Raw genomic sequence first — 18576 nt, 5'->3', positions numbered from 1 at the left:
CAAACGCGACAAGACAGAAAAATAGCTCTCCACCGATTATTAATACCGAACTTGTTATTTCTTTGATGGCAAAAGCCTTGCCTGACAAGCGGTTAACAACGGCACACAGGCCAACAGTAGCCTGAACCAACGCCTCTAAGCGGCTCTCCTTTTGCCCGGCGCGCCCTCACCTCTGCGGGTGACAGTGGCGGAAATTCAACGCCGCGTTGCTGTAATAACTGTTTTACTTTTAATGCCCAGGGATATTGAGGCGATTGGGGAGACATAATTGACAGACTGTCTTCTACTGAAAAGGCTAAATCACTGCCCGTATCATCATAGATAGTGGTATCCGCGCCTTGTTCAATCAGCCAATAAACTATTTCATATTTATCCAGATAGGCTGCATAAAGCGCACTATTTCGTCCTGGACCATCTTTTAAATTTACATCGGCTCCCCGTTCGACCAATAATTTAATATCAGCCCAACGTTCTTCACCAATGGCACTAAATATTGCAGGCTGCCTACGTCGGCCTATCGAATTCGGATCACCCCCCGCATCCAGCACGACACGCAGCCAGTCAGGATCTCTTACGCCTGATACCCTGTTGACTATACTATCACCAGAACCATCCTTATAATTTGGATCGGCTCCCAGCTTTAACGCCAGTTTTACTGCTTCCTTATTCTGCGTTTCATAAACCAGCCACAGCAACGGAGTAACGCCTTCTTTTCCCTGAATATTCAGATTTAATCCCTGCGACAATTGGTGCTTTGCCGTAGCCTCATCACCTTTCTGAATACTCTGCAACAACGCCGCCATCGGCGGCTCAAATAACTCACTGGCCTGCATACTGCGTCCTCCGGCTTGACAGGAAGTTAACAACGGCACGCAGGCCAACAGTAGCCTGAACCAACGCCTCAAAGCGGCTCTCCTTTTGCCCGGCGCGCCCTCACCTCTGCGGGTGACAGTGGCGGAAATTCAACGCCGCGTTGCTGTAATAACTGTTTTACTTTTAACGCCCAGGGATATTGAGGCGATTGGGGAGACATAATTGACAGACTGTCTTCTATCGTCCAGGCCAAACTTGCGCCTGTGGCTGAATAGCTATTCACTTCGGCTCCGTGTTCAATAAGCCAATATGCAATTTCATATTCATTCAAATATGCAGCATAGTGAGCACTGTTGGTTTTCTGCCCATCGGTCAAATTCACATCCGCCCCTTTACCTACCAACAACTTAATATCCGCCCAACGTTCTTCGTTAATCGCATTAAAGAGGGCAGGCGTCTTATTATGATCTAATGCATTAGGGTCCCCCCCCGCATCCAACATCATCTTTAGCCATTCCGGTGAGTTAGCACCTGAAACCATATTCACTGCGGTATTACCATGACCAGTTCTAAAATTGGGATCGGCCCCCAGCTTTAACGCCAGTTTTGCGCCAGCCTGATCTTTCTCCATGACCAGCCACAATAAGGGGGTAATTCCCTCCTTTCCCTGCACATTGAGATCCAGCCCTGTCTGTGCAATCTGATGTCGCGCCGCCGTTTCATCCCCTTTCTGAATAGCCCTCAATAATTTCACCATCGGTGGTGTAAAAAACTCACTGACCGGCATACTGCTCCCTCCGGCTTGACAGGCGGTTAAACATCCCAGAATAACTATCCCTACCCATTTCAAACGTGCCAACCATTGCATTACGCCCCCTTAAGTACGTTGGTAATTTTGCCGATATCGTCCTTTTTCTGGCTTTCAATTCCGGCAATAACTTGATCCATACCATGACGGGCCAGCGGTGAACCGCCGGAAGCGGGCAGCGATTGCATACTCCCCGCCGCTTTTGGTAAAGCGCCCCCCAGCAGCGTCGCCACGCCGATTACGCCGCCAATCGCCGCGCCAGCCGAACCGCCTATCAATGCTCCGGCGCCGGACAACAAACCCGGCACCATCGCTTTACCAATGCCTTGCACCATCGTTAAAATTTCACCATCCACAGCTTGGGTGGTAATCAGCGAGTTAATTTTAGCAAGATCGGCTCCCCCGGCCCGACTCGTAGTATTCGCATGCAGACCAGCCGCATTAAAGGTATAGCCGGGTAAACCACTTACGCCCACGCCCGCCGAGGCCAAACCTCCCCCCAGCGAATGTCCAACAATAACAGGCGGCAAATAAAGAGCATCTTTCGTTTGTTTAGACAAATACATTGCTTGCTTGTATGTCGCTGTTTCTCTTCCCACACCTTGAGAAAGGTTGGTCATCCAATCCTTTGCACCAGTAACCGCATTATTTGTACCGCGATAAGTCAGCATGGTTTCGCTATTAATAGCGGACTTAAATAACGCTGCTCCAAACCCAGTGTCTTTATCCAAAAAAGTCGCATTTTCAAGCCCCGGCATTGCGCTGGTATCAATCAGCTCCAGCCCCACAGGCGCCTTCGGCAACGCCTCCAGCACGCCCCGTCGGAACTCATCCACCGGATAAACATACTGCGCGGCTTCCGCGCGCAAAATACTGTCGTTATTAAATGCCAGCCGTTGCGCCGCATCCGCCAGCCCCGGCAATGTTGCCGCTTCCGTCGCCAGTTTTGCCCGCGCCAGATAACGATCCTTGCGCTGGGCAAGGGTAAGCTGTTCATCGAGCATCGGCAATTCGGCGATTTCCCCCCACGCCATCAGGGTTGGCAACAGCATCGGCGTCAACGCCAGCAGCGGCGCCCGATCCCTGGCGGACTGCTCCGCACAGGCTTTCACTGGCGATTGATAGGGGGTGTCGCCAATCATGACATCACCGCTGCCCGCGGCCACCGAACCGCCGCAGCCAATAGCATCACCGATTCGCGCCGCCGGTTTGCCGTTGATGGTCACCGTGCCGGAGCCGGCGGAAATCGCCCGGTTATGTATGCCGTGAGGCATATTCGGACAAGGACAGGCATGCAGCAATACCGCGTCGCCCAGGCGGGCGGCGGGTCTGCCATTGATCGTCACATCGCTGCTGCCCTCAATAATCGGAGTGGCCGGGAAACAACCGTGTCCCGCGCAGCTATCTCCCAAACGTGCGGCACCTGGCATACTCTCTCCTTAACGTCGGTCAGGGGCATCCGGTAATGTCGGCTTGCCTGGTTCTTCCGGCGTGACGGAAACCGGCGCCGTACCTACTCCCGCCGCGCCACCTTCGTTGACTTTCACCCGCGTTCCAGAAATGGTGACGCCAGCGCCATCAATCTTGATAAAACCGCCAGGCGCTTTAATGGTCAGTGCCTGCCCCGCTTCCAGTACAATGTCCGCCGCTTTCAGGTAGCTGTCGGTATTCACCACAATACGCTGATGTGCGCCGATCAGGGTTTCTTCGGAGCCGGACAGCGTGGTCTGGCGACTGCCTTCGATATGAGAGATCTCGCCACCACCGATAAACCGTTTAAGTGACTCGGCGATCCTCTGAACAAAATTACGCCCGATATGCTGATGGTGATCCTGGCCTATCTGTTCAAAATCATCCTGCCCGATAGTCCGGTGACTGTGGCGATCAACCCGCTGGAACTGATCCTGTGCAACGCTGAGATGCTGATCCATCCCGACGCTTTGGCGGTGGATATGATTGATTACCGCGTCCAGGTCTTTTTGCGCATGCAGATAAATCTGTTCACGGGTAGCTTCATCTTCAAAGCGAAGTTCGTTAAAACCGCTGCCTTTGTGGGTATCGGTGCGCAGCGTGGTGCGGGTTTTATGCTCCGGCAAGACATACGGCGTCGGGTTCGTCGCATGAAACGTCCGCCCGGTGACGATCGGCTGGTCCGGGTCGCCCTCAAGAAAGCTCACTATCACCTCATGCCCGATACGCGGTATCGCTATCAGACCGTACTGGCCGCCCGCCCAGCCCTGACTTACCCGCACCCAGCACGAACTCTGGTCGTCGTTCGCCCCATACCTGTCCCACGGAAATTGCAGCTTCACCCGCCCGTATGGGTCGCAGTAGATTTCCTCCCCCGCCGGACCCACCACCGTCGCAATCTGCGGGCCGTCCACCATCGGTTTGTACGGCATCTCCGTCCGCCAGGTCGTGCTCCCCTTCACCACGCTGAAACTGTTGCTCAGCGTGGTCGGTTCGCCCCCGCTCTCCTCTTCCAGCGCCTGCGGCTGCTGCCCCGTATGTGTCACGCTCACCGTCTGCCAGACGATATTCAGCCCCGCATTCGGGTGCTCAGTCAGCCGGAACGTGCTGCCCGGCATCAGTCCCGCGCAGTTCGATTCCCCCTCGCCCGCCACCGCATCCGACCGCAGCGCCTCCAGCCGGTAACCGCTGAACGCTTTGCCGCTCGGGTCCCGTTTGTAACGTCCCGGATAGTCGTAGTGCTGGTAACTTTCACGCTGGTGCTCAAGTCCGCTGCCCGGCTTCTTGTGCGACAGCCCGTACGCCGGGGTCTTGAAGCTGTAGTCTTTAAGCTCCACCTCGGCGGTGCGCACCGCCTCGCTATACCGGAAGCGTCTGACATACTCCCCTTCCGACAGCCCCTGCGTCGCCAGATTGAAGAACAGCGCCGGCCCTTTCCCCAGCGCCCCGGCGTCATCCGCGAATACCACCCGGTGTTTCCCTTCCTCAAACTCGTGGAAGTAATACATCCCCTCTTCCGCCGCCAGACGACCGACAAACCCCAGGTCGCTTTCGCGGTACTGTACGCAATACTCCCGCTGGGGATGGTCGTGACGCAGCGCGAACGCGTAATCCGCTATCCCGGCTTCCTCCAGCAACGTGGCGATGATTTCCTCCGGCTTTTTTGCCTGAAAGATACGCGCGTTGCTGCGCAGCCCCAGCCGCCACAGCGCCGGGCGCACCTCCGCCTGATAGCGGGTGCGGCGAAAGCCGGTGTCGCCCTGACTGAACGCGCTGACGATGCCGCTCACCCGGCGGCGCAGCTCGCCTTCGTACCACACCAGCAATTCGCACGGCTGGTCCAGCACCGCGCCAAAGTCAATATCCGGCTGCGCGCTCGCCAGATTCAGCGACAGGCTGAACGGCTGGTTCAGCCTTTCCTGTAACTGGAAATCCACCACCGCGAACGCGCTTTGCGGCAATGCGCCCAGCGTCACGGTAAACTGTAGTCCTGTACTGTTCGCCACCTTGCTCCTCCTCCCTCTGCCACGGCTACCGCACGCCCCGTTACCGCCCGGTGCGACACGCTACTACCCTGGTGAAAATGACCCCCTGTGCTGCGGTCTGAGTCCGCTCACACCGCAGCGCAGCAAAAAACCCGGCACGCTGTCCGGGTTAAGGAAGGATTACGCTTCGACCGGCGCGCGCCAGTCATCGGAGCCGGACGTGCCGGCCACCGTGTGCTCCCAGTCGATTTTGCGGTACGCCAGCGACACCTCAATCAACTGGGTGTAGTCCAGCTTGGACGGGTCCTGGCAGTGCGGCATCTGGCAGTCGATGTCCACGATGGTGGCGTCGGTCAGGATGGTGGAGAAGAAGTGCTCCTGCTTGCCTTCGACAGAGGTGCGATACCACTTCAGGGTGACGGTCGGCAGCATTTCGCCGGAGGCCAGGGAGTTGTACATCAACGGCACCGCCTTGTTCAGCGCGACGGTGAATTTGAAGGGTTTGTGGACGCGCTGGCCGGAAGGCTGACCGGACTGCGGGTCGGTGGGGACGGTCACCACGTGTTTGAATTCCTGCACCAGCATTTCGTCTTCGTGGCCCTGCACGTAGATGTTGCCGACAGAGTCGGAAGTGAAGGCGCCGGCGGTGATATTGCCCTGGGTTTTTCCTTCGATGCTGATATAGCATGGGGTTGGCATGGTCTTGCTCCTTGTTGATTGAACAGGTGTTTGACTTCACTGTTCACAGGGCAAAGACCATGCCAAACTTTATTCCATTGTTTTTAAACAGAATTTATCTAAGCCAGATTTTGCCTAAGTCAAATTTGAGCAAAAAGTTGCGCAGACTGCGCAGATCAACGGCATCCATTGCGCAAAAAGTGACTTATGCTGGAAAGTGAGCAAGAAGTTGCGCAGATTTTTCATTTGTTCTGAAAGTTTTGGTTAGGGTTATGAAAGTCATGTCTATTTGCGAGTTATCACCTATTGATATAGCGAAAAGCACGCACAAAAATTCAATTAATTATTATGTAGATAATTATTGCCATTATGGTTTTAGCTAAACCAGGGAACGGAACATATTGAGTCTGTCCGGTTTGTATCTTTGGCAAAATTTATCGGCAAGATCCTCTCCGACTTTGTTGAATAAGCAGAGCCTTTGACGAACGTGACAATTAAAACACGACGGTTTCCTGTACATCCTGACTCACTGTGGCGAAGTAAACGTTTAAAATCCCAACTGGAAAAAAGATAGTAAGGCGCTTGCCCAGCGCAATGATTGACTATCTGGTTCGACGAAACCGCTATCGCCGCAGGGTATGACGCATTCGAAGCGGAAATATCATCAACATTTACTTTTACCACAGTAAATGGCCGACGAAATTTCTCTTTCCAGCGCGTAGGCCGTTTCGCACCGGATACCCCGCTATGCCGGGGGTATCACAGAGACGTAAAAACCGTATGCCTATGACAGCGATACGGTTTTCATTCATCCAGAGATGTATAGGAACATCCCGGAATAGGTAAATAGCGGAACGGGCGTCATTCAATTTTTTCCAACGTAATTCATTGAAAGTATAAAAGGTTCAATATCCAGCGCCACAGCCATCTACTGAATTATTTACTCATTATTCTTAATAGGGTGAAAGGTCTTTAAACCGGAATAACAGAGTAGATGGATTAGCGAAGCGTAACCCGTCGTTTACCGAAGCGTTGCCATCTATTCGGAGGTATAGATCTCCGGCGAATACATCCGACTATCCTGATAAACCGAAAAACATCGCCTATCGAGTATAAGCTCGTTATCACTACTTTCGGTCATAATTCCCTGCACACGATGATGATACTGAACACCCACAAGCCAGTTGTCCAGGTTCAAAAATCATGGGTCGCCCATTATGAATTGCTGAGCCATCACCGCCGGAAACCAGCGGAAACGTCCCTTTGTGAGCGGGACATTCCGCGTTATCGCCAAGCAAACATTGTGGAATACCATTAACGGGAAAACCGCTGGCTTCAATCATTTTCCCTCCACCTGAATGGGCATCACCAAGACGAATCGCTCCACGTCCAGACATCTTTTTTCTCCTTATTTACAATTTACATAGCGCATTATATTCCTGGCGGCAGCACCTGCGGATCACGCTGACGAACCACTTCAAGAAAACGGTCAAGCAATTCATCGCGCTCGGTCACCTCACCGGGCTGGCAGGTAATAGCGGCATAAGGCGTTTGCATCAATGGATGGTCGATGTGGTCAGGATTCGGCAGCCCCAGCAGTTCGCGCAGACGCAGCACGGCCAGGATTTCTGTGGGATGCACAGCGAGGAATACGGAATTGAACTCAAACTGTTTGGCTTGCTGGTTGGCCTCGCGCTCGGTCACAGCAATGCGCTCGACGTGGGTATCGCAGGCAGCGAGCAGAACGGGTAGAAACTTGTCCAAGTCGGGTTCGCGCCAGTGCGCCACCAACTGGCCCCAGGCAGGGTCGCGTGGCAAGGCGTGCTTGTCCAGATCCAAGGGTTTTCCCAGCCAGTCGCCAATAATAGTCAAGCCGAAGGCGGCGTAACGAAGCGTGGTGCCGAGTGGGAGATTGTGTCCATCGTGAATGCCATAACCGCCATCAATGCCATCCAATACTGTCTGATAGTGAGGTTGTACCAACTCATGTCTACCGGTTGCTATTACCCCGAACATCAAGTGTGTTTCGGTATCCAAATTTCCTGCGATTCGTCTATCGGTACCTTTCATTTCACGAATGTCAAACATCTCTGCCAGGATCATCCGTGTAAATGCGTAGGCCATATGCTGGTTGGCATCACAGTAAGCCCCGTCTATTGCTGCGAGTAGACTTTGACTAACTTGCGACATTCCGTAATCGAAGAGATCCGTATTCGCAAGAACCAACTTCCCCTCACCCGACAAGTAGGCATTGAGTCGATGACCTCTAACAGATGAGCTTCCTGTTGCCCACTGCCTGACTTCTGACAATGTTTTATTGAGCCTACTCTTCGTATTCTTTGTCATTTTTCTCTACCAAATATTAAGTTGAATTCCAGACCCTGAACCAACCAGAGAATTCAATTGACCTTGGCTGTCAAAGAATATCTGCGCATGCAAGTGCTTGATATTTCCTAACTTGACTGCATCATTGATTGCATCCAGCTTGTCTTGCATGTTCGGATCTACTTCTAACATTTTATCTTCCTTCCATCCTTGCACTTTACTTCTGATTTTCAATTGAATATCAGCAACTTTGTCTGCCCCTGTTCCCTGTGTGCTATTAAATCCCGGCGTCTTCGTCCCACCCAATGTGGCTTTGGTTTCAATCACCAGCAGCGTGTCTTCCGTGAAGTTTAGCGTCTGTGTCGGCGCGGGAGTACCGTTTGCACCCTCCATCCCGTGACGCATGGCGTTAGTTGTGGGCGCCCGCACGGTCAGTGAGGGCGGCGGCGGTACCCAGACCAGCATATCCAGGCCGTGGCCGCTCTTGTTCGTCAGCCCGAACCGATTTGGCACACCCGCTTTATTACTGTAACCAAGAATACGCTGGGGATTGACGCCCCATTTTTCTACCATGCTGGCTGCCAGCGCCTCTTCACCCGCATCACCCACCACTTTACAGATGCGTCCTATCACTTTCAGGCTGCCGCCACGCTGGATAATCAGCATCGTCAGACGACTGCGTAGCGTATTACTCATGACCGAGTAATTGGCCTTACCCGTCGCCGTGGTCAGCGCCACCTGGCTGCTGTTGGTATCCAGCGAGGGTCTGTCGCGCCATTCGACATTACCCGTGTCATCATGACGTTCCGCCTGTCTGCTGCCATGCAGTTCAATCGCCAACGGCTCACCGCTTGTGTGTCCTCCCAGTCTGCGGCGCTCTTCTTCACTGATTGCGTCGGTGTCGAAGCGGGCGCTGACAGGCACATCCCCCCGGATCTTGCGCAAAACCCAACGGGCTCCGCCCAGTGCGAAGGGGGTCAGCATGGCCAGATTGATTAACATAAAGACCTGACGGCCACGCTCTTCGCCGTCCTTCGGATCGTACAATTTACCCAGGTTTTCAAAGAGGGCTTCGCCGTGGTCTATTCCTTCGCCAGTGATCAGTGTCGTGCTGCCATTGGCAATGGCGTTGCCGGCAATGGCAATATCAATAGCCGCAAACGTATATCTGACCCCCTTGTAAATACCAAAAAGCCCTCGGGCTACGCCGACGGCAGGAATAATGGACAAGACGCCGAATCCTGCTTCTGCGACAGCGAGTACGCGTGTCCAGAGTTTGTGCAGCGTTTTAGCCTGCCGATAGTGGCGGTCCAGCGCCTGTGCAGCTTGTCGTGGATCGAACAGACCGGAAACCGTCCATTCGAATTTGTGCCTGCTGGCGCGTTGCCCATGTGGGCCAATTAGTGGCTCTTCGTGATAACGGGCAGACGTAAACGTCCAGAAGTAGATGCGGCTCCCCAGAAAGACACAATTAGTCTGGTTACAGGAAATGGTGGGAAGTTTAGTTATGTCTCCGTGAGCTACTTCCATCAGAAAGGCGGGTGTAACGTGGGTTTCCGTTTCCATGTCGTCTTCCAGGCAGTGGAATACCAGGCCCTGCGCAGCCTGAAAAGCATGGAATTCGGCAAGGTAGGCATCTCCGTACATCTCCCCCAACTGATGGATCACTCGCTGCAAGTAGGTATTACGGAAGTTTTCGACGCGGTCGGTGATCCAGGGATTCTGGGTGAACCAGTCCGGCGTGGCGGCATCATCGTGAGAGGGGATCCCCAGCCATTGATCGGCCTCCCGGGGTCCGTCGCTGCCGTTGAGGGAGAACGGTACGCCGAGTCCGGCGCAATCCGTGCAAATCGATGCCGGGCTGGGCACCTTCCCCTCCATCGCATCCTGAAACAGTTGTTCATAGCTGGCGCTGAGGGCGTCAGTCGTCATTAGGTGCTTCCTCCATGAGAGCACGCCGATGTTGCCGCAGAAATTGCAATAAGAAATGACAAATCTGGCGCGGGTCCGTTTTCTGATACAGCCCGTCATGCAAGACGGTGAATAAGGGATTGCAGTAAAAGAAACGGCCAAAGCTCAGCGCCAGTAACACATGGTGGCCCAGGCAAAGAAGCTGGTTCAGTTGCAGGTGCTGCAAATCATCACTGGGCAGGCGTATTCGTCCAGTCATATGACGCATGCCAAGCAGCTCATAAGCTGAATACTGCTGCCGCCTGACAGGAGGCAATTTAAGCTGATGCAGCGCATCCGTTTCATAGGTTTCAAACAATGTCTGTATGCGCTGAGGCGTATTAATGCCGTACCGCGATGCGGATTGCTCGAAGGCGCGCCAGATGTTTTCAGCCTGCAATGCGCCAGGATTGATCGACAATAGCGTGATAAAAATCTGATGCGCCTGTGGCATAACGCGTTCAGTCTGCTGGCGTAGCGTAATGGCCGTGTTAATCGCCAAATTCAGCCGGGTTGGTTCAGGGAGCCCTGCCGCCGTCAGAATCGGGTTTAGGGTGGCATGGTGAATATCATTCTGCCACCCCAGGCCAAGCAGCAAACTCAGGGTAACGTGCGTGCTGTATCGTCGCCCGTCGCTGTATCCAACCGCTATCGCTTCTTTACCGGCGGCCTCCACAAACGCAGGCATACATTGCGGCGTGCTGGGCAACCTGGGTAACAGGGGGGCCAGCGTATTGCACAAGTAGCGTGACAACCGATGATCCGCCTGCTTTCTTGCAAGGCGCGCCATGACGTCGAGATTGATAGGATTCAGCGCCATCAGGCCTCCTGGTCAACGGGAAGGTCAAGCCAGACCAGGCACCCATCGCACTCTGCCTCTTCATGGCGCTGTTGCTCAAACAGCGGTTGTACGCGCCGTGACAACGATGCCTGTGGATCGTGAAAGTACATCTCTTCAATCTCGCCATCAGCGAAAAAATGTGAGACGGCGGAAGGCAAATGGGCAATGGATGCGATATAAAGTTGCAGGGCTGACGGGGTGCCCAGGCGCAGAAAAAAACGTCGAGTACCTTCCACAAACTTACTAAAATGCCTCAGGTGTCGCCGGACTGCATCCGGTGGCATGCGGGCAAATATCACAATCATGGGCATCGTTTCATAGGCCTTGCCCAGCCACAGATCAAAGTCACTGTCAGGCTCTGGTACACAGAGCCACGGCGTATAGGGTTCAAGCCCTGCCTGCGTATCCAGATGCCATAACGGATAATGGACAACCTCGTGAAACTCCAGCCGTGCCAACAGGTTTCGCTCGGCCCTTGTTTCAGTCAGCACATAAAGGTGAGTACGGTTATTGCGGGTCGGTAACCCTGCTTTATCCAGTTGTTGATAGAAGCTCATTCTTTACCCTCTTTGAGAGGGCACTCTTCGACCAGCGGTGAACCCTGATTGATGGCGGCTTCAATGGCCTGTATCTGGTCGCCAGAAGGGGAAAGAATGCTGACATTTCCTTTCAGTTGAATATTCGGTGCATCCAGCGTAATACCACTGCCATCAAGCAGGATCTTGCCAGCCGGACCGCGGATTAAGATACGGTCGGTGCCTTGCAGGACATATTCGGTCGTCAGCAGTCGCTGACCGCTTCTGGCCTCAATGGACTGCATGCCTTCAATGATCACTTTTTCATGTTCGCCAATCGTGACGAGATGGCTGGCGGTAATATCTTCCTTCAGCGTATTGCCGATATTGCGTACCTCGTTGCGGTCAATGGTGACGAAAACATCCTGGCGGATATGCTCTTTGCGATCACGACCAACCGTATTGGCTTCATCCTGACCGATATGGGTGGAGCGATCACGCGCCACGGCGATCCGCTGATCGTTGCCGATAGAAAGCGTCTCATCATGATTGACCTGAATATTTTGATCTTTTTGCGCATGAATAAAAATTTCTTCGTTGTCTGCGGCATCTTCAAAGCGCAGTTCGTTAAACCCGCCACCTTTGTGCGTTTTACTTTTGATGGTCATCCGCGTTTTATGCAACGGCAGTTCATACGGTGACGGATTAGTCGCATGAAAGGTTCTGCCGGTGACGATCGGCTGGTCCGGGTCGCCCTCAAGAAAGCTCACTATCACCTCATGCCCGATGCGCGGTATCGCTATCAGACCGTACTGGCCGCCCGCCCAGCCCTGACTTACCCGCACCCAGCACGAACTCTGGTCGTCGTTCGCCCCATACCTGTCCCACGGAAATTGCAGCTTCACCCGCCCGTATTCGTCGCAGTAGATTTCTTCCCCTGCCGGCCCCACCACCGTCGCAATCTGCGGACCGTCCACCATCGGTTTGTACGGCAGGTCGGCACGCCAGGTGGTTTTGGCGCTGATGACCTCAAAACTGTTGCTGTAGGTGGTCGGCTCGCCCCCGCTCTCCTCTTCCAGCGCCTGCGGCTGCTGCCCGCTGTGGGTGATGGCGACCAGTTGCCAGCCGCTGTTGAGGGCCGGATTGGGGTGCTCGGTGAGCGTGAAGCTGCTGCCCGGCATCAGCGTGGGCGCATTGGATTCGCCTGAGCCGGTCATCGCCCCGGCGCGTAACGCATCCAGCCGGTAGCCGGTAAAGGCCTTGCCGCTCGGGTCTTGCTTGAAACGCCCCGGATAGTCGTAGTGCTGGTAGGTGTCGCGCTGATGCTCCAGCGCACCGCTCATCTTGCTGTGCAGCAGACCATAGGCCGGGGTCTTGAAGCTGTAGTCCTTGAGGGCGACCTCTGCCGTGCTCACCTGCTCCGCGTAGCGGAAACGGCGCACATATTCCCCCTCGCTCAGCCCCTGAGTGGCGAGATTAAAGAACAATTCAGGGCCTTTGCTCAGCGCCCCGGCGTCGTCGGCAAACACCACCCGGTGCTTGCCCTCTTCAAACTCGTGGAAGAAGTACATCCCCTCTTCCGCCGCCAGTCGGGTGACAAACGCCAGGTCGCTTTCGCGATACTGTACGCAGTATTCGCGTACTGCGTGGTCGTGACGCAGCGCAAAGGCGTAATCGGTGATACCCGCTTCTTCCAGCAATGTGCCGATAATGCCCTCCGGCTTCTGCGCCTGAAAGATACGGGTGTTGGTACGCAGCCCCAGCCGCCACAACGCCGGACGCACCTCCGCCTGATAACGCGTGCGACGAAAACCGGTGTCGCCCTGGGCAAAGGCGCTCACGATGCCGCTCACCCGGCGGCGCAGTTCGCCTTCGTACCACACCAGCAATTCGCACGGCTGGTCAAGGACATCGCCAAAATCAATCCCCGGCAACGGGCTGGCCAGATTCAGCGACAGTACAAACGGCTGGTTAAGCGCCTCGCTGAGCCGAAAATCCACCACCGCAAAAATCGATGCAGGCAACGCGCCGACCTTCACCGTGAACTGTAATCCTGTACTGTTTGCCACACGTCCTCCTGATACTGTATCCGCACTCAGGCATGGCCCGGGCCATGCCTCAATGCAAAAACCCGGCACGCTGGCCGGGTTAAGGAAGGATTACGCTTCGACCGGCGCGCGCCAGTCATCGGAGCCGGACGTGCCGGCCACCGTGTGCTCCCAGTCGATTTTGCGGTACGCCAGCGACACCTCAATCAACTGGGTGTAGTCCAGCTTGGACGGGTCCTGGCAGTGCGGCATCTGGCAGTCGATGTCCACGATGGTGGCGTCGGTCAGGATGGTGGAGAAGAAGTGCTCCTGTTTGCCTTCGACAGAGGTGCGATACCACTTCAGGGTGACGGTCGGCAGCATTTCGCCGGAGGCCAGGGAGTTGTACATCAACGGCACCGCCTTGTTCAGCGCGACGGTGAATTTGAAGGGTTTGTGGACGCGCTGGCCGGAAGGCTGACCGGACTGCGGGTCGGTGGGGACGGTCACCACGTGTTTGAATTCCTGCACCAGCATTTCGTCTTCGTGGCCCTGCACGTAGATGTTGCCGACAGAGTCGGAAGTGAAGGCGCCGGCGGTGATATTGCCCTGGGTTTTTCCTTCGATGCTGATATAGCATGGGGTTGGCATGGTCTTGCTCCTTGTTGATTGAACAGGTGTTTGACTTCACTGTTCACAGGGCAAAGACCATGCCAAACTTTATTCCATTGTTTTTAAACAGAATTTACCTAAACCAGATTTTGCCTAAGTCAAATTTGAGCAAAAAGTTGCGCAGACTGCGCAGATCAACGGCATCCATTGCGCAAAAAGTGATTTATGCTGGAAAGTGAGCAAGAAGTTGCGCAGATTTTTCATTTGTTCTGAAAGTTTTGGTTGGGATCTTGAGGCAACACTGTTATTGCAACACGATAACTATCAATAAATTGAATTTAATCCACAAAACAGATTAATTAACCTCTTTTATGATGTTAATTAGCGGTAATTTCCTGAAAGCGACAGCTATGTTCAACGCCCCCCATCGAATACCGTACCCAGATCCCCCCTTTATTCAACAAGCGGAAAGCCCGTAAACCACAGATTTACGGGCTTCTCGGAAAACGTGATTATTTGATTATTTCGACGCCGCCTCCCAGACAACGTGGGTCATGGCGCTGTCACCAGGATCTTTTTTGATCACCGAGGCATCGCCGCCGTTCAACAGCACATCCACCGTACGGCGGTAAGCCGCAGGATCGAGATAGCCCATTTTCGGCGTGTTGGCATTGGTAATCAGCTTGGCGACATTCTCCATTTGCCGCTGTTGCACCTCTACCGTAGCGGAACCGGACATATCTTCATTCACGATGATGTCGGCCGCTTCCGCCGGGTTTTTCACCGCGTCGTCCCAGCCTTTATAGGTCGCTTTCAGAAACTTCGCCATTCTCGCGACAAAGGCCGGATCGTTCAGGCTTGATTCCAGCACATATAACCCATCTTCCAGCGTCGACACACCCTGATCTTCATAGGGGAAGGAGATCAGTTCGTCCTGCTTCATGCCTGCATCGATCAACTGCCAGTATTCGTTGTAGTTCATGGTTGAAATGCAGGCGGCCTGATTCTGCAACAGCGGATCAACGTTAAAGCCTTGTTTCAACACTTTAATATCCACATCCGGCTTGTAGCCCAGTTTGTGCATCCAGTTGAAAAACGGATATTCGTTGCCCCCGAACCAGACGCCCAGCGTTTTCCCTTTAAAATCCGCCGGTGTTTTAATGCCGGTTGATTTGCGGCAGGTCAACATCATGCCGGAACGGTCAAATATCTGGGCGATATTCACCAACGGCACCCCCGATTCCCGCGCCGCCAGCGCATCCGGCATCCAGTTCACAATCACATCCGCCGATTTTCCGGCTATCACCTGCACCGGCGAAATGTCCGTGCCGCCAGGCTTGATGGTCACGTCCAAACCGGCATCTTTGTAGTAGCCTTTGGCCTGCGCGACGTAATAGCCGGCAAACTGCGCCTGCGGCAGCCATTTAAGCTGCAAGGTGACTTTCTCGGCGGCCCAGACGCCGGTCGTCAGGAAAAACGCCAGCGTTGTGGCGGCCACGATAAGGCATTTGCGAAAAGCGAAACGATCTCTCATCTGAATATCCTCGGGGTAAAGTGGAACACACAACGACCAATGGCCTATGACTCCCCGCGAACCGAAGGGTGCCAGAAATTAATTTTCTTCTCCAACTGCACCAGCAGGGCGTAAAACACCGACCCAACGACGGAGGCCACCACAATCGCCGCCCATACGGTGGACATATGCATGCGCGCCGCCTCTGTCGAAATACGAAAGCCCAACCCGGACGTAGGAGAACCAAAAAACTCGGCGACAATCGCACTGATGAGCGCCAGTGTCGCATTCACTTTCAACGCATTAAAAATGAAGGGTAATGCGGCCGGAAAACGTAACACCCAGAGCGTCTTGCGCGGCGTGGCGGCATAGCAATACATCAGTTCGCGCTCCAGCTTGCCGCTGGCCTGCAATCCGGCCAGCGTACTGACCAGCGCGGGGAAAAACGTCACCAGCACAATTACCGCCGCCTTCGAAGGCCAGTCAAAACCGAACCACATCACCGCGATAGGCGCGACGCCCACCAGCGGGATAGTGCTCGTCAGGTTGGCCAACGGCAGCAACCCGCGTTGCAGAAAGGGCAGACGATCGATCAGTATCCCTACGGCGATGCCCGCACCGCTGCCCAGCAGATACCCCACCAGCACCGATTTCAGTACCGTCTGCACAAAATCCCCGCTCAGCGGCCCGGCGTTTTCATACAGCGCCTGAACGATATCAAGCGGCGCGGGCAGCAGCACTTGTGGTACGGCAAACGCCGTGACCAGCAACTGCCAGAAATAGATCACCCAGACGCCAAACAGCGCCGCCACCATGCCGGCAGGCAGTTGAGGGCGCTTGACCGCTGCCAGACGCTGTACGCTGTGGCAAGCCAATAACCCCAGCGCAAAAATAGCCAGCCAGTATGAGGCATCGGCCTGCGCCATGACGTCGGGAAGGAGCAACAGGCCGGCCGCCGTCACCATCAGTACCATAAGCAAAGCCAGATACCACGGTGATGATAACGGCAGCATGGCCAGCACCGTCACAAGCGGCAGCAACAGTAAAATCGCCAACATGGGCGTGGCGTCCCCCGCCAACGTACCGGGAAGCCACTGCCCCAGCCCCAACAACGTGGCAATCAGCGCCATCATAAGGCCGATACCGCCGGGAACGGATTTACCCATTATCAACCCCCTTTACGGTGTTTCATCACGCCGTACTCCGTCACACTGACCAGCGCGGTCAACAGCAGTCCCAGCAACGACGCCATCACCAGGGCGGACCAGATCTGAATGGTGTTGCCATAGTAAGAACCGGTAAGCAGGCGCGCGCCTAATCCCGCCTGCGCCCCGGTCGGCAGTTCCGCCACCATCGTGCCCACCAGTCCGCTGGCTATCGCCACCCGAAATGCCGGGAATAAATAAGGCAGAGCGGACGGCAGTCTCACCATCCAGAAGGTGTCAATACGACTGGCGGCGTAGGTATGCACCAGCTCCATTTCCATCCTCTGCGGCGAGCGCAATCCCTGCACGGTGGCAATCGTCACCGGAAAGAAACAGAGATACATGGCGATGGTGGCCTTCGGCAGCAGGCCGGTAACGCCAAGACTGCCCAAAATCACCAGCACAATCGGCGCGATAGCCAGCACCGGCACCGTTTGTGACGCCACAATCCACGGCAGCAGGGCTTTATCCAGCGTACGCGAATGCACAATACATATCGCCAACAGCAGGCCGAACACCACGCCCATCGCAAACCCCGTCAGCGCGGCGCTGGCGGTGACCCAGGTGTGCAACAGTAAATTGCGCGGGGAGGTGACCGGCCATTTGGTCAGGCTGGCCCAGATATCCGCCAAAATCTGGTGCGGCGCTGGCAGAACCGGACGCGCCATGTTCAGCGTGGTATCGAGCAGATCGCGCCAGCCCCAGCCGCCCGCAGGGGCCAGCGTGCGTTCAATCGCGCCCTGGGCATTCAACCCGACGGCCAGCAGATACCAGAACGCCACCGCGATGGCGAGCACCACACCAACCGGTAAGGCCCGATGGCCTAAGGTGTCAATGTTCATGGTGTCCCTCGATCAGCGCCTCCCGTACCTCCTGCGCCAGATGAATAAACGCCGGTGAGTCACGCAGAGATAGATCCCGCTGGTGCGGTAACGGCGAATCAATGACTTTGACGATGCGGCCGGGACGCGGCGACATAATGACGATACGGGTGGACAGATAAACCGCTTCGGAAATGGAGTGCGTCACAAACACCATCGTGCGCTGTTCGTTGTACCAAAGCTGCTGCAACTGCTGGTTCAGGTTGTCGCGGGTCAGTTCGTCCAGTGCGCCAAACGGTTCGTCCATCATCAGGATTTTGGGCTCAAAACCCAGCGCCCTGGCGATGGATGCCCGCTGCTGCATACCGCCCGACAACTGCCACGGATACTTTTTCTCAAAACCGCTCAGGCCCACGCGCGATAGCTGCTCACGGGCAATCTCTTCAATCTGGTCAGGCAATTTTCCCTGAATCTGTAACGGCAGCATGACGTTAGCCAGCACGGTACGCCACGGCAACAAGACGGGCGCCTGAAACACATACCCATAGGCGCGCGCCAGACGAGCTTCCGATGGCGTCATCTCATTGACCCAGACTTCGCCTGACGTAATCGCCTCCAGATCGGCAATCACCCGCAACAATGTTGTTTTACCGCAACCGGAAGGACCGATAAAAGAGACAAATTCCCCCTGTCGAATGGTCAGATTCACATCTTTCAGCGCGTGAACCGGCCGATCAGCGGCGGGATAGATAACATTGGCGTCACGCACAACGATTGCTGGTCTGGCGGTGGCCGGGGCTACTGCCGTCGTGATGCGAGAAGGCTCGTCTGCATACATTGGTTGGCTCATACCGGTGTCCCCTCCTGGCGATTTCTGACTATCTGGTTAAGTTCCTGAATTGATTGATGCCATTTCCATGCCAACGTTTATTTTTTACCCGACCTTATGGAATACGTGGGCTTTCGTCCTGGCGCTTAAATCCACATCAGCATATTTGGTGCAAATTGCGGCG

At 54.9% G+C, this 18576-nt stretch carries 16 protein-coding genes; all 16 read right to left on the bottom strand.

What is annotated here, in order from left to right; translation table 11 throughout:
- Positions 1-92: 92 nt before the first annotated feature.
- On the bottom strand, positions 93-833 hold the full coding sequence (locus EH207_RS00250) for an ankyrin repeat domain-containing protein (protein ID WP_246048916.1): 741 nt from the start codon (positions 831-833) through the stop codon (positions 93-95).
- 68 nt (positions 834-901) lie between these two features.
- Complete coding sequence (locus EH207_RS00245; RefSeq protein ID WP_137712225.1) at positions 902-1681, bottom strand: ankyrin repeat domain-containing protein; 780 nt, start codon at positions 1679-1681, stop codon at positions 902-904.
- A complete protein-coding gene (locus EH207_RS00240) occupies positions 1681-3051 on the bottom strand; it encodes a Tle-like phospholipase domain-containing protein (protein WP_137712224.1) in 1371 nt (456 codons plus the stop codon). The genes EH207_RS00245 and EH207_RS00240 overlap by 1 nt, the downstream gene beginning before the upstream one ends.
- Positions 3052-3060: 9 nt before the next feature.
- Complete coding sequence (locus EH207_RS00235; protein ID WP_137712223.1) at positions 3061-5097, bottom strand: type VI secretion system Vgr family protein; 2037 nt, start codon at positions 5095-5097, stop codon at positions 3061-3063.
- A gap of 159 nt (positions 5098-5256) precedes the next feature.
- Positions 5257-5775, bottom strand: a complete 519-nt coding sequence (locus EH207_RS00230; protein WP_137712216.1) for an Hcp family type VI secretion system effector — start codon at positions 5773-5775, stop codon at positions 5257-5259.
- 1106 nt (positions 5776-6881) lie between these two features.
- The gene (locus tag EH207_RS00225) at positions 6882-7151 is read right to left on the bottom strand and encodes a PAAR domain-containing protein (protein WP_137712222.1); all 270 of its coding nucleotides are present in this window, start codon (positions 7149-7151) and stop codon (positions 6882-6884) included.
- A gap of 34 nt (positions 7152-7185) precedes the next feature.
- Positions 7186-7737 (bottom strand): hypothetical protein, encoded by a 552-nt coding sequence (locus tag EH207_RS00220; RefSeq protein ID WP_137712221.1) that lies wholly within the window; start codon positions 7735-7737, stop codon positions 7186-7188.
- A 369-nt stretch (positions 7738-8106) separates the two neighbouring features.
- Complete coding sequence (locus EH207_RS00215) at positions 8107-10011, bottom strand: hypothetical protein (protein ID WP_137712220.1); 1905 nt, start codon at positions 10009-10011, stop codon at positions 8107-8109.
- Positions 10001-10849: a hypothetical protein gene (locus tag EH207_RS00210; protein ID WP_137712219.1), complete on the bottom strand. Its 849-nt coding sequence runs from the start codon at positions 10847-10849 to the stop codon at positions 10001-10003. The genes EH207_RS00215 and EH207_RS00210 overlap by 11 nt, the downstream gene beginning before the upstream one ends.
- Positions 10849-11427: a DUF4123 domain-containing protein gene (locus tag EH207_RS00205; protein ID WP_137712218.1), complete on the bottom strand. Its 579-nt coding sequence runs from the start codon at positions 11425-11427 to the stop codon at positions 10849-10851. Before EH207_RS00205 ends, EH207_RS00210 begins: the two co-directional genes overlap by 1 nt.
- Positions 11424-13454, bottom strand: coding sequence for a type VI secretion system Vgr family protein (locus EH207_RS00200; RefSeq protein WP_137712217.1), 2031 nt, complete (start codon positions 13452-13454; stop codon positions 11424-11426). The genes EH207_RS00205 and EH207_RS00200 overlap by 4 nt, the downstream gene beginning before the upstream one ends.
- Positions 13455-13544: 90 nt before the next feature.
- A complete protein-coding gene (locus tag EH207_RS00195; protein ID WP_137712216.1) occupies positions 13545-14063 on the bottom strand; it encodes an Hcp family type VI secretion system effector in 519 nt (172 codons plus the stop codon).
- 481 nt (positions 14064-14544) lie between these two features.
- Positions 14545-15558, bottom strand: coding sequence for an ABC transporter substrate-binding protein (locus EH207_RS00190; protein WP_175413607.1), 1014 nt, complete (start codon positions 15556-15558; stop codon positions 14545-14547).
- A gap of 44 nt (positions 15559-15602) precedes the next feature.
- On the bottom strand, positions 15603-16703 hold the full coding sequence (locus EH207_RS00185) for an ABC transporter permease (protein ID WP_137712215.1): 1101 nt from the start codon (positions 16701-16703) through the stop codon (positions 15603-15605).
- A 2-nt stretch (positions 16704-16705) separates the two neighbouring features.
- Positions 16706-17584: an ABC transporter permease gene (locus tag EH207_RS00180; protein WP_137712214.1), complete on the bottom strand. Its 879-nt coding sequence runs from the start codon at positions 17582-17584 to the stop codon at positions 16706-16708.
- Positions 17574-18413, bottom strand: coding sequence for an ABC transporter ATP-binding protein (locus EH207_RS00175; protein WP_137712213.1), 840 nt, complete (start codon positions 18411-18413; stop codon positions 17574-17576). Before EH207_RS00175 ends, EH207_RS00180 begins: the two co-directional genes overlap by 11 nt.
- Between the last annotated feature and the right edge of the window lie 163 nt (positions 18414-18576).

The sequence above is a fragment of the Brenneria rubrifaciens genome, from assembly GCF_005484945.1.
GTDB lineage: Bacteria > Pseudomonadota > Gammaproteobacteria > Enterobacterales > Enterobacteriaceae > Brenneria > Brenneria rubrifaciens.
This window is presented reverse-complemented; position numbering and strand designations above follow the sequence as displayed.

Excerpts from the sequence above, each read along its gene's own strand:
- EH207_RS00250 (WP_246048916.1), bottom strand. The coding sequence starts at position 833 with ATGCAGGCCAGTGAGTTATTTGAGCCGCCGATGGCGGCGTTGTTGCAG.
- EH207_RS00245 (WP_137712225.1), bottom strand. The coding sequence starts at position 1,681 with ATGCAATGGTTGGCACGTTTGAAATGGGTAGGGATAGTTATTCTGGGA.
- EH207_RS00240 (WP_137712224.1), bottom strand. The coding sequence starts at position 3,051 with ATGCCAGGTGCCGCACGTTTGGGAGATAGCTGCGCGGGACACGGTTGT.
- EH207_RS00230 (WP_137712216.1), bottom strand. The coding sequence starts at position 5,775 with ATGCCAACCCCATGCTATATCAGCATCGAAGGAAAAACCCAGGGCAAT.
- EH207_RS00225 (WP_137712222.1), bottom strand. The coding sequence starts at position 7,151 with ATGTCTGGACGTGGAGCGATTCGTCTTGGTGATGCCCATTCAGGTGGA.
- EH207_RS00215 (WP_137712220.1), bottom strand. The coding sequence starts at position 10,011 with ATGACGACTGACGCCCTCAGCGCCAGCTATGAACAACTGTTTCAGGAT.
- EH207_RS00210 (WP_137712219.1), bottom strand. The coding sequence starts at position 10,849 with ATGGCGCTGAATCCTATCAATCTCGACGTCATGGCGCGCCTTGCAAGA.
- EH207_RS00205 (WP_137712218.1), bottom strand. The coding sequence starts at position 11,427 with ATGAGCTTCTATCAACAACTGGATAAAGCAGGGTTACCGACCCGCAAT.
- EH207_RS00195 (WP_137712216.1), bottom strand. The coding sequence starts at position 14,063 with ATGCCAACCCCATGCTATATCAGCATCGAAGGAAAAACCCAGGGCAAT.
- EH207_RS00190 (WP_175413607.1), bottom strand. The coding sequence starts at position 15,558 with ATGAGAGATCGTTTCGCTTTTCGCAAATGCCTTATCGTGGCCGCCACA.
- EH207_RS00185 (WP_137712215.1), bottom strand. The coding sequence starts at position 16,703 with ATGGGTAAATCCGTTCCCGGCGGTATCGGCCTTATGATGGCGCTGATT.
- EH207_RS00180 (WP_137712214.1), bottom strand. The coding sequence starts at position 17,584 with ATGAACATTGACACCTTAGGCCATCGGGCCTTACCGGTTGGTGTGGTG.
- EH207_RS00175 (WP_137712213.1), bottom strand. The coding sequence starts at position 18,413 with ATGAGCCAACCAATGTATGCAGACGAGCCTTCTCGCATCACGACGGCA.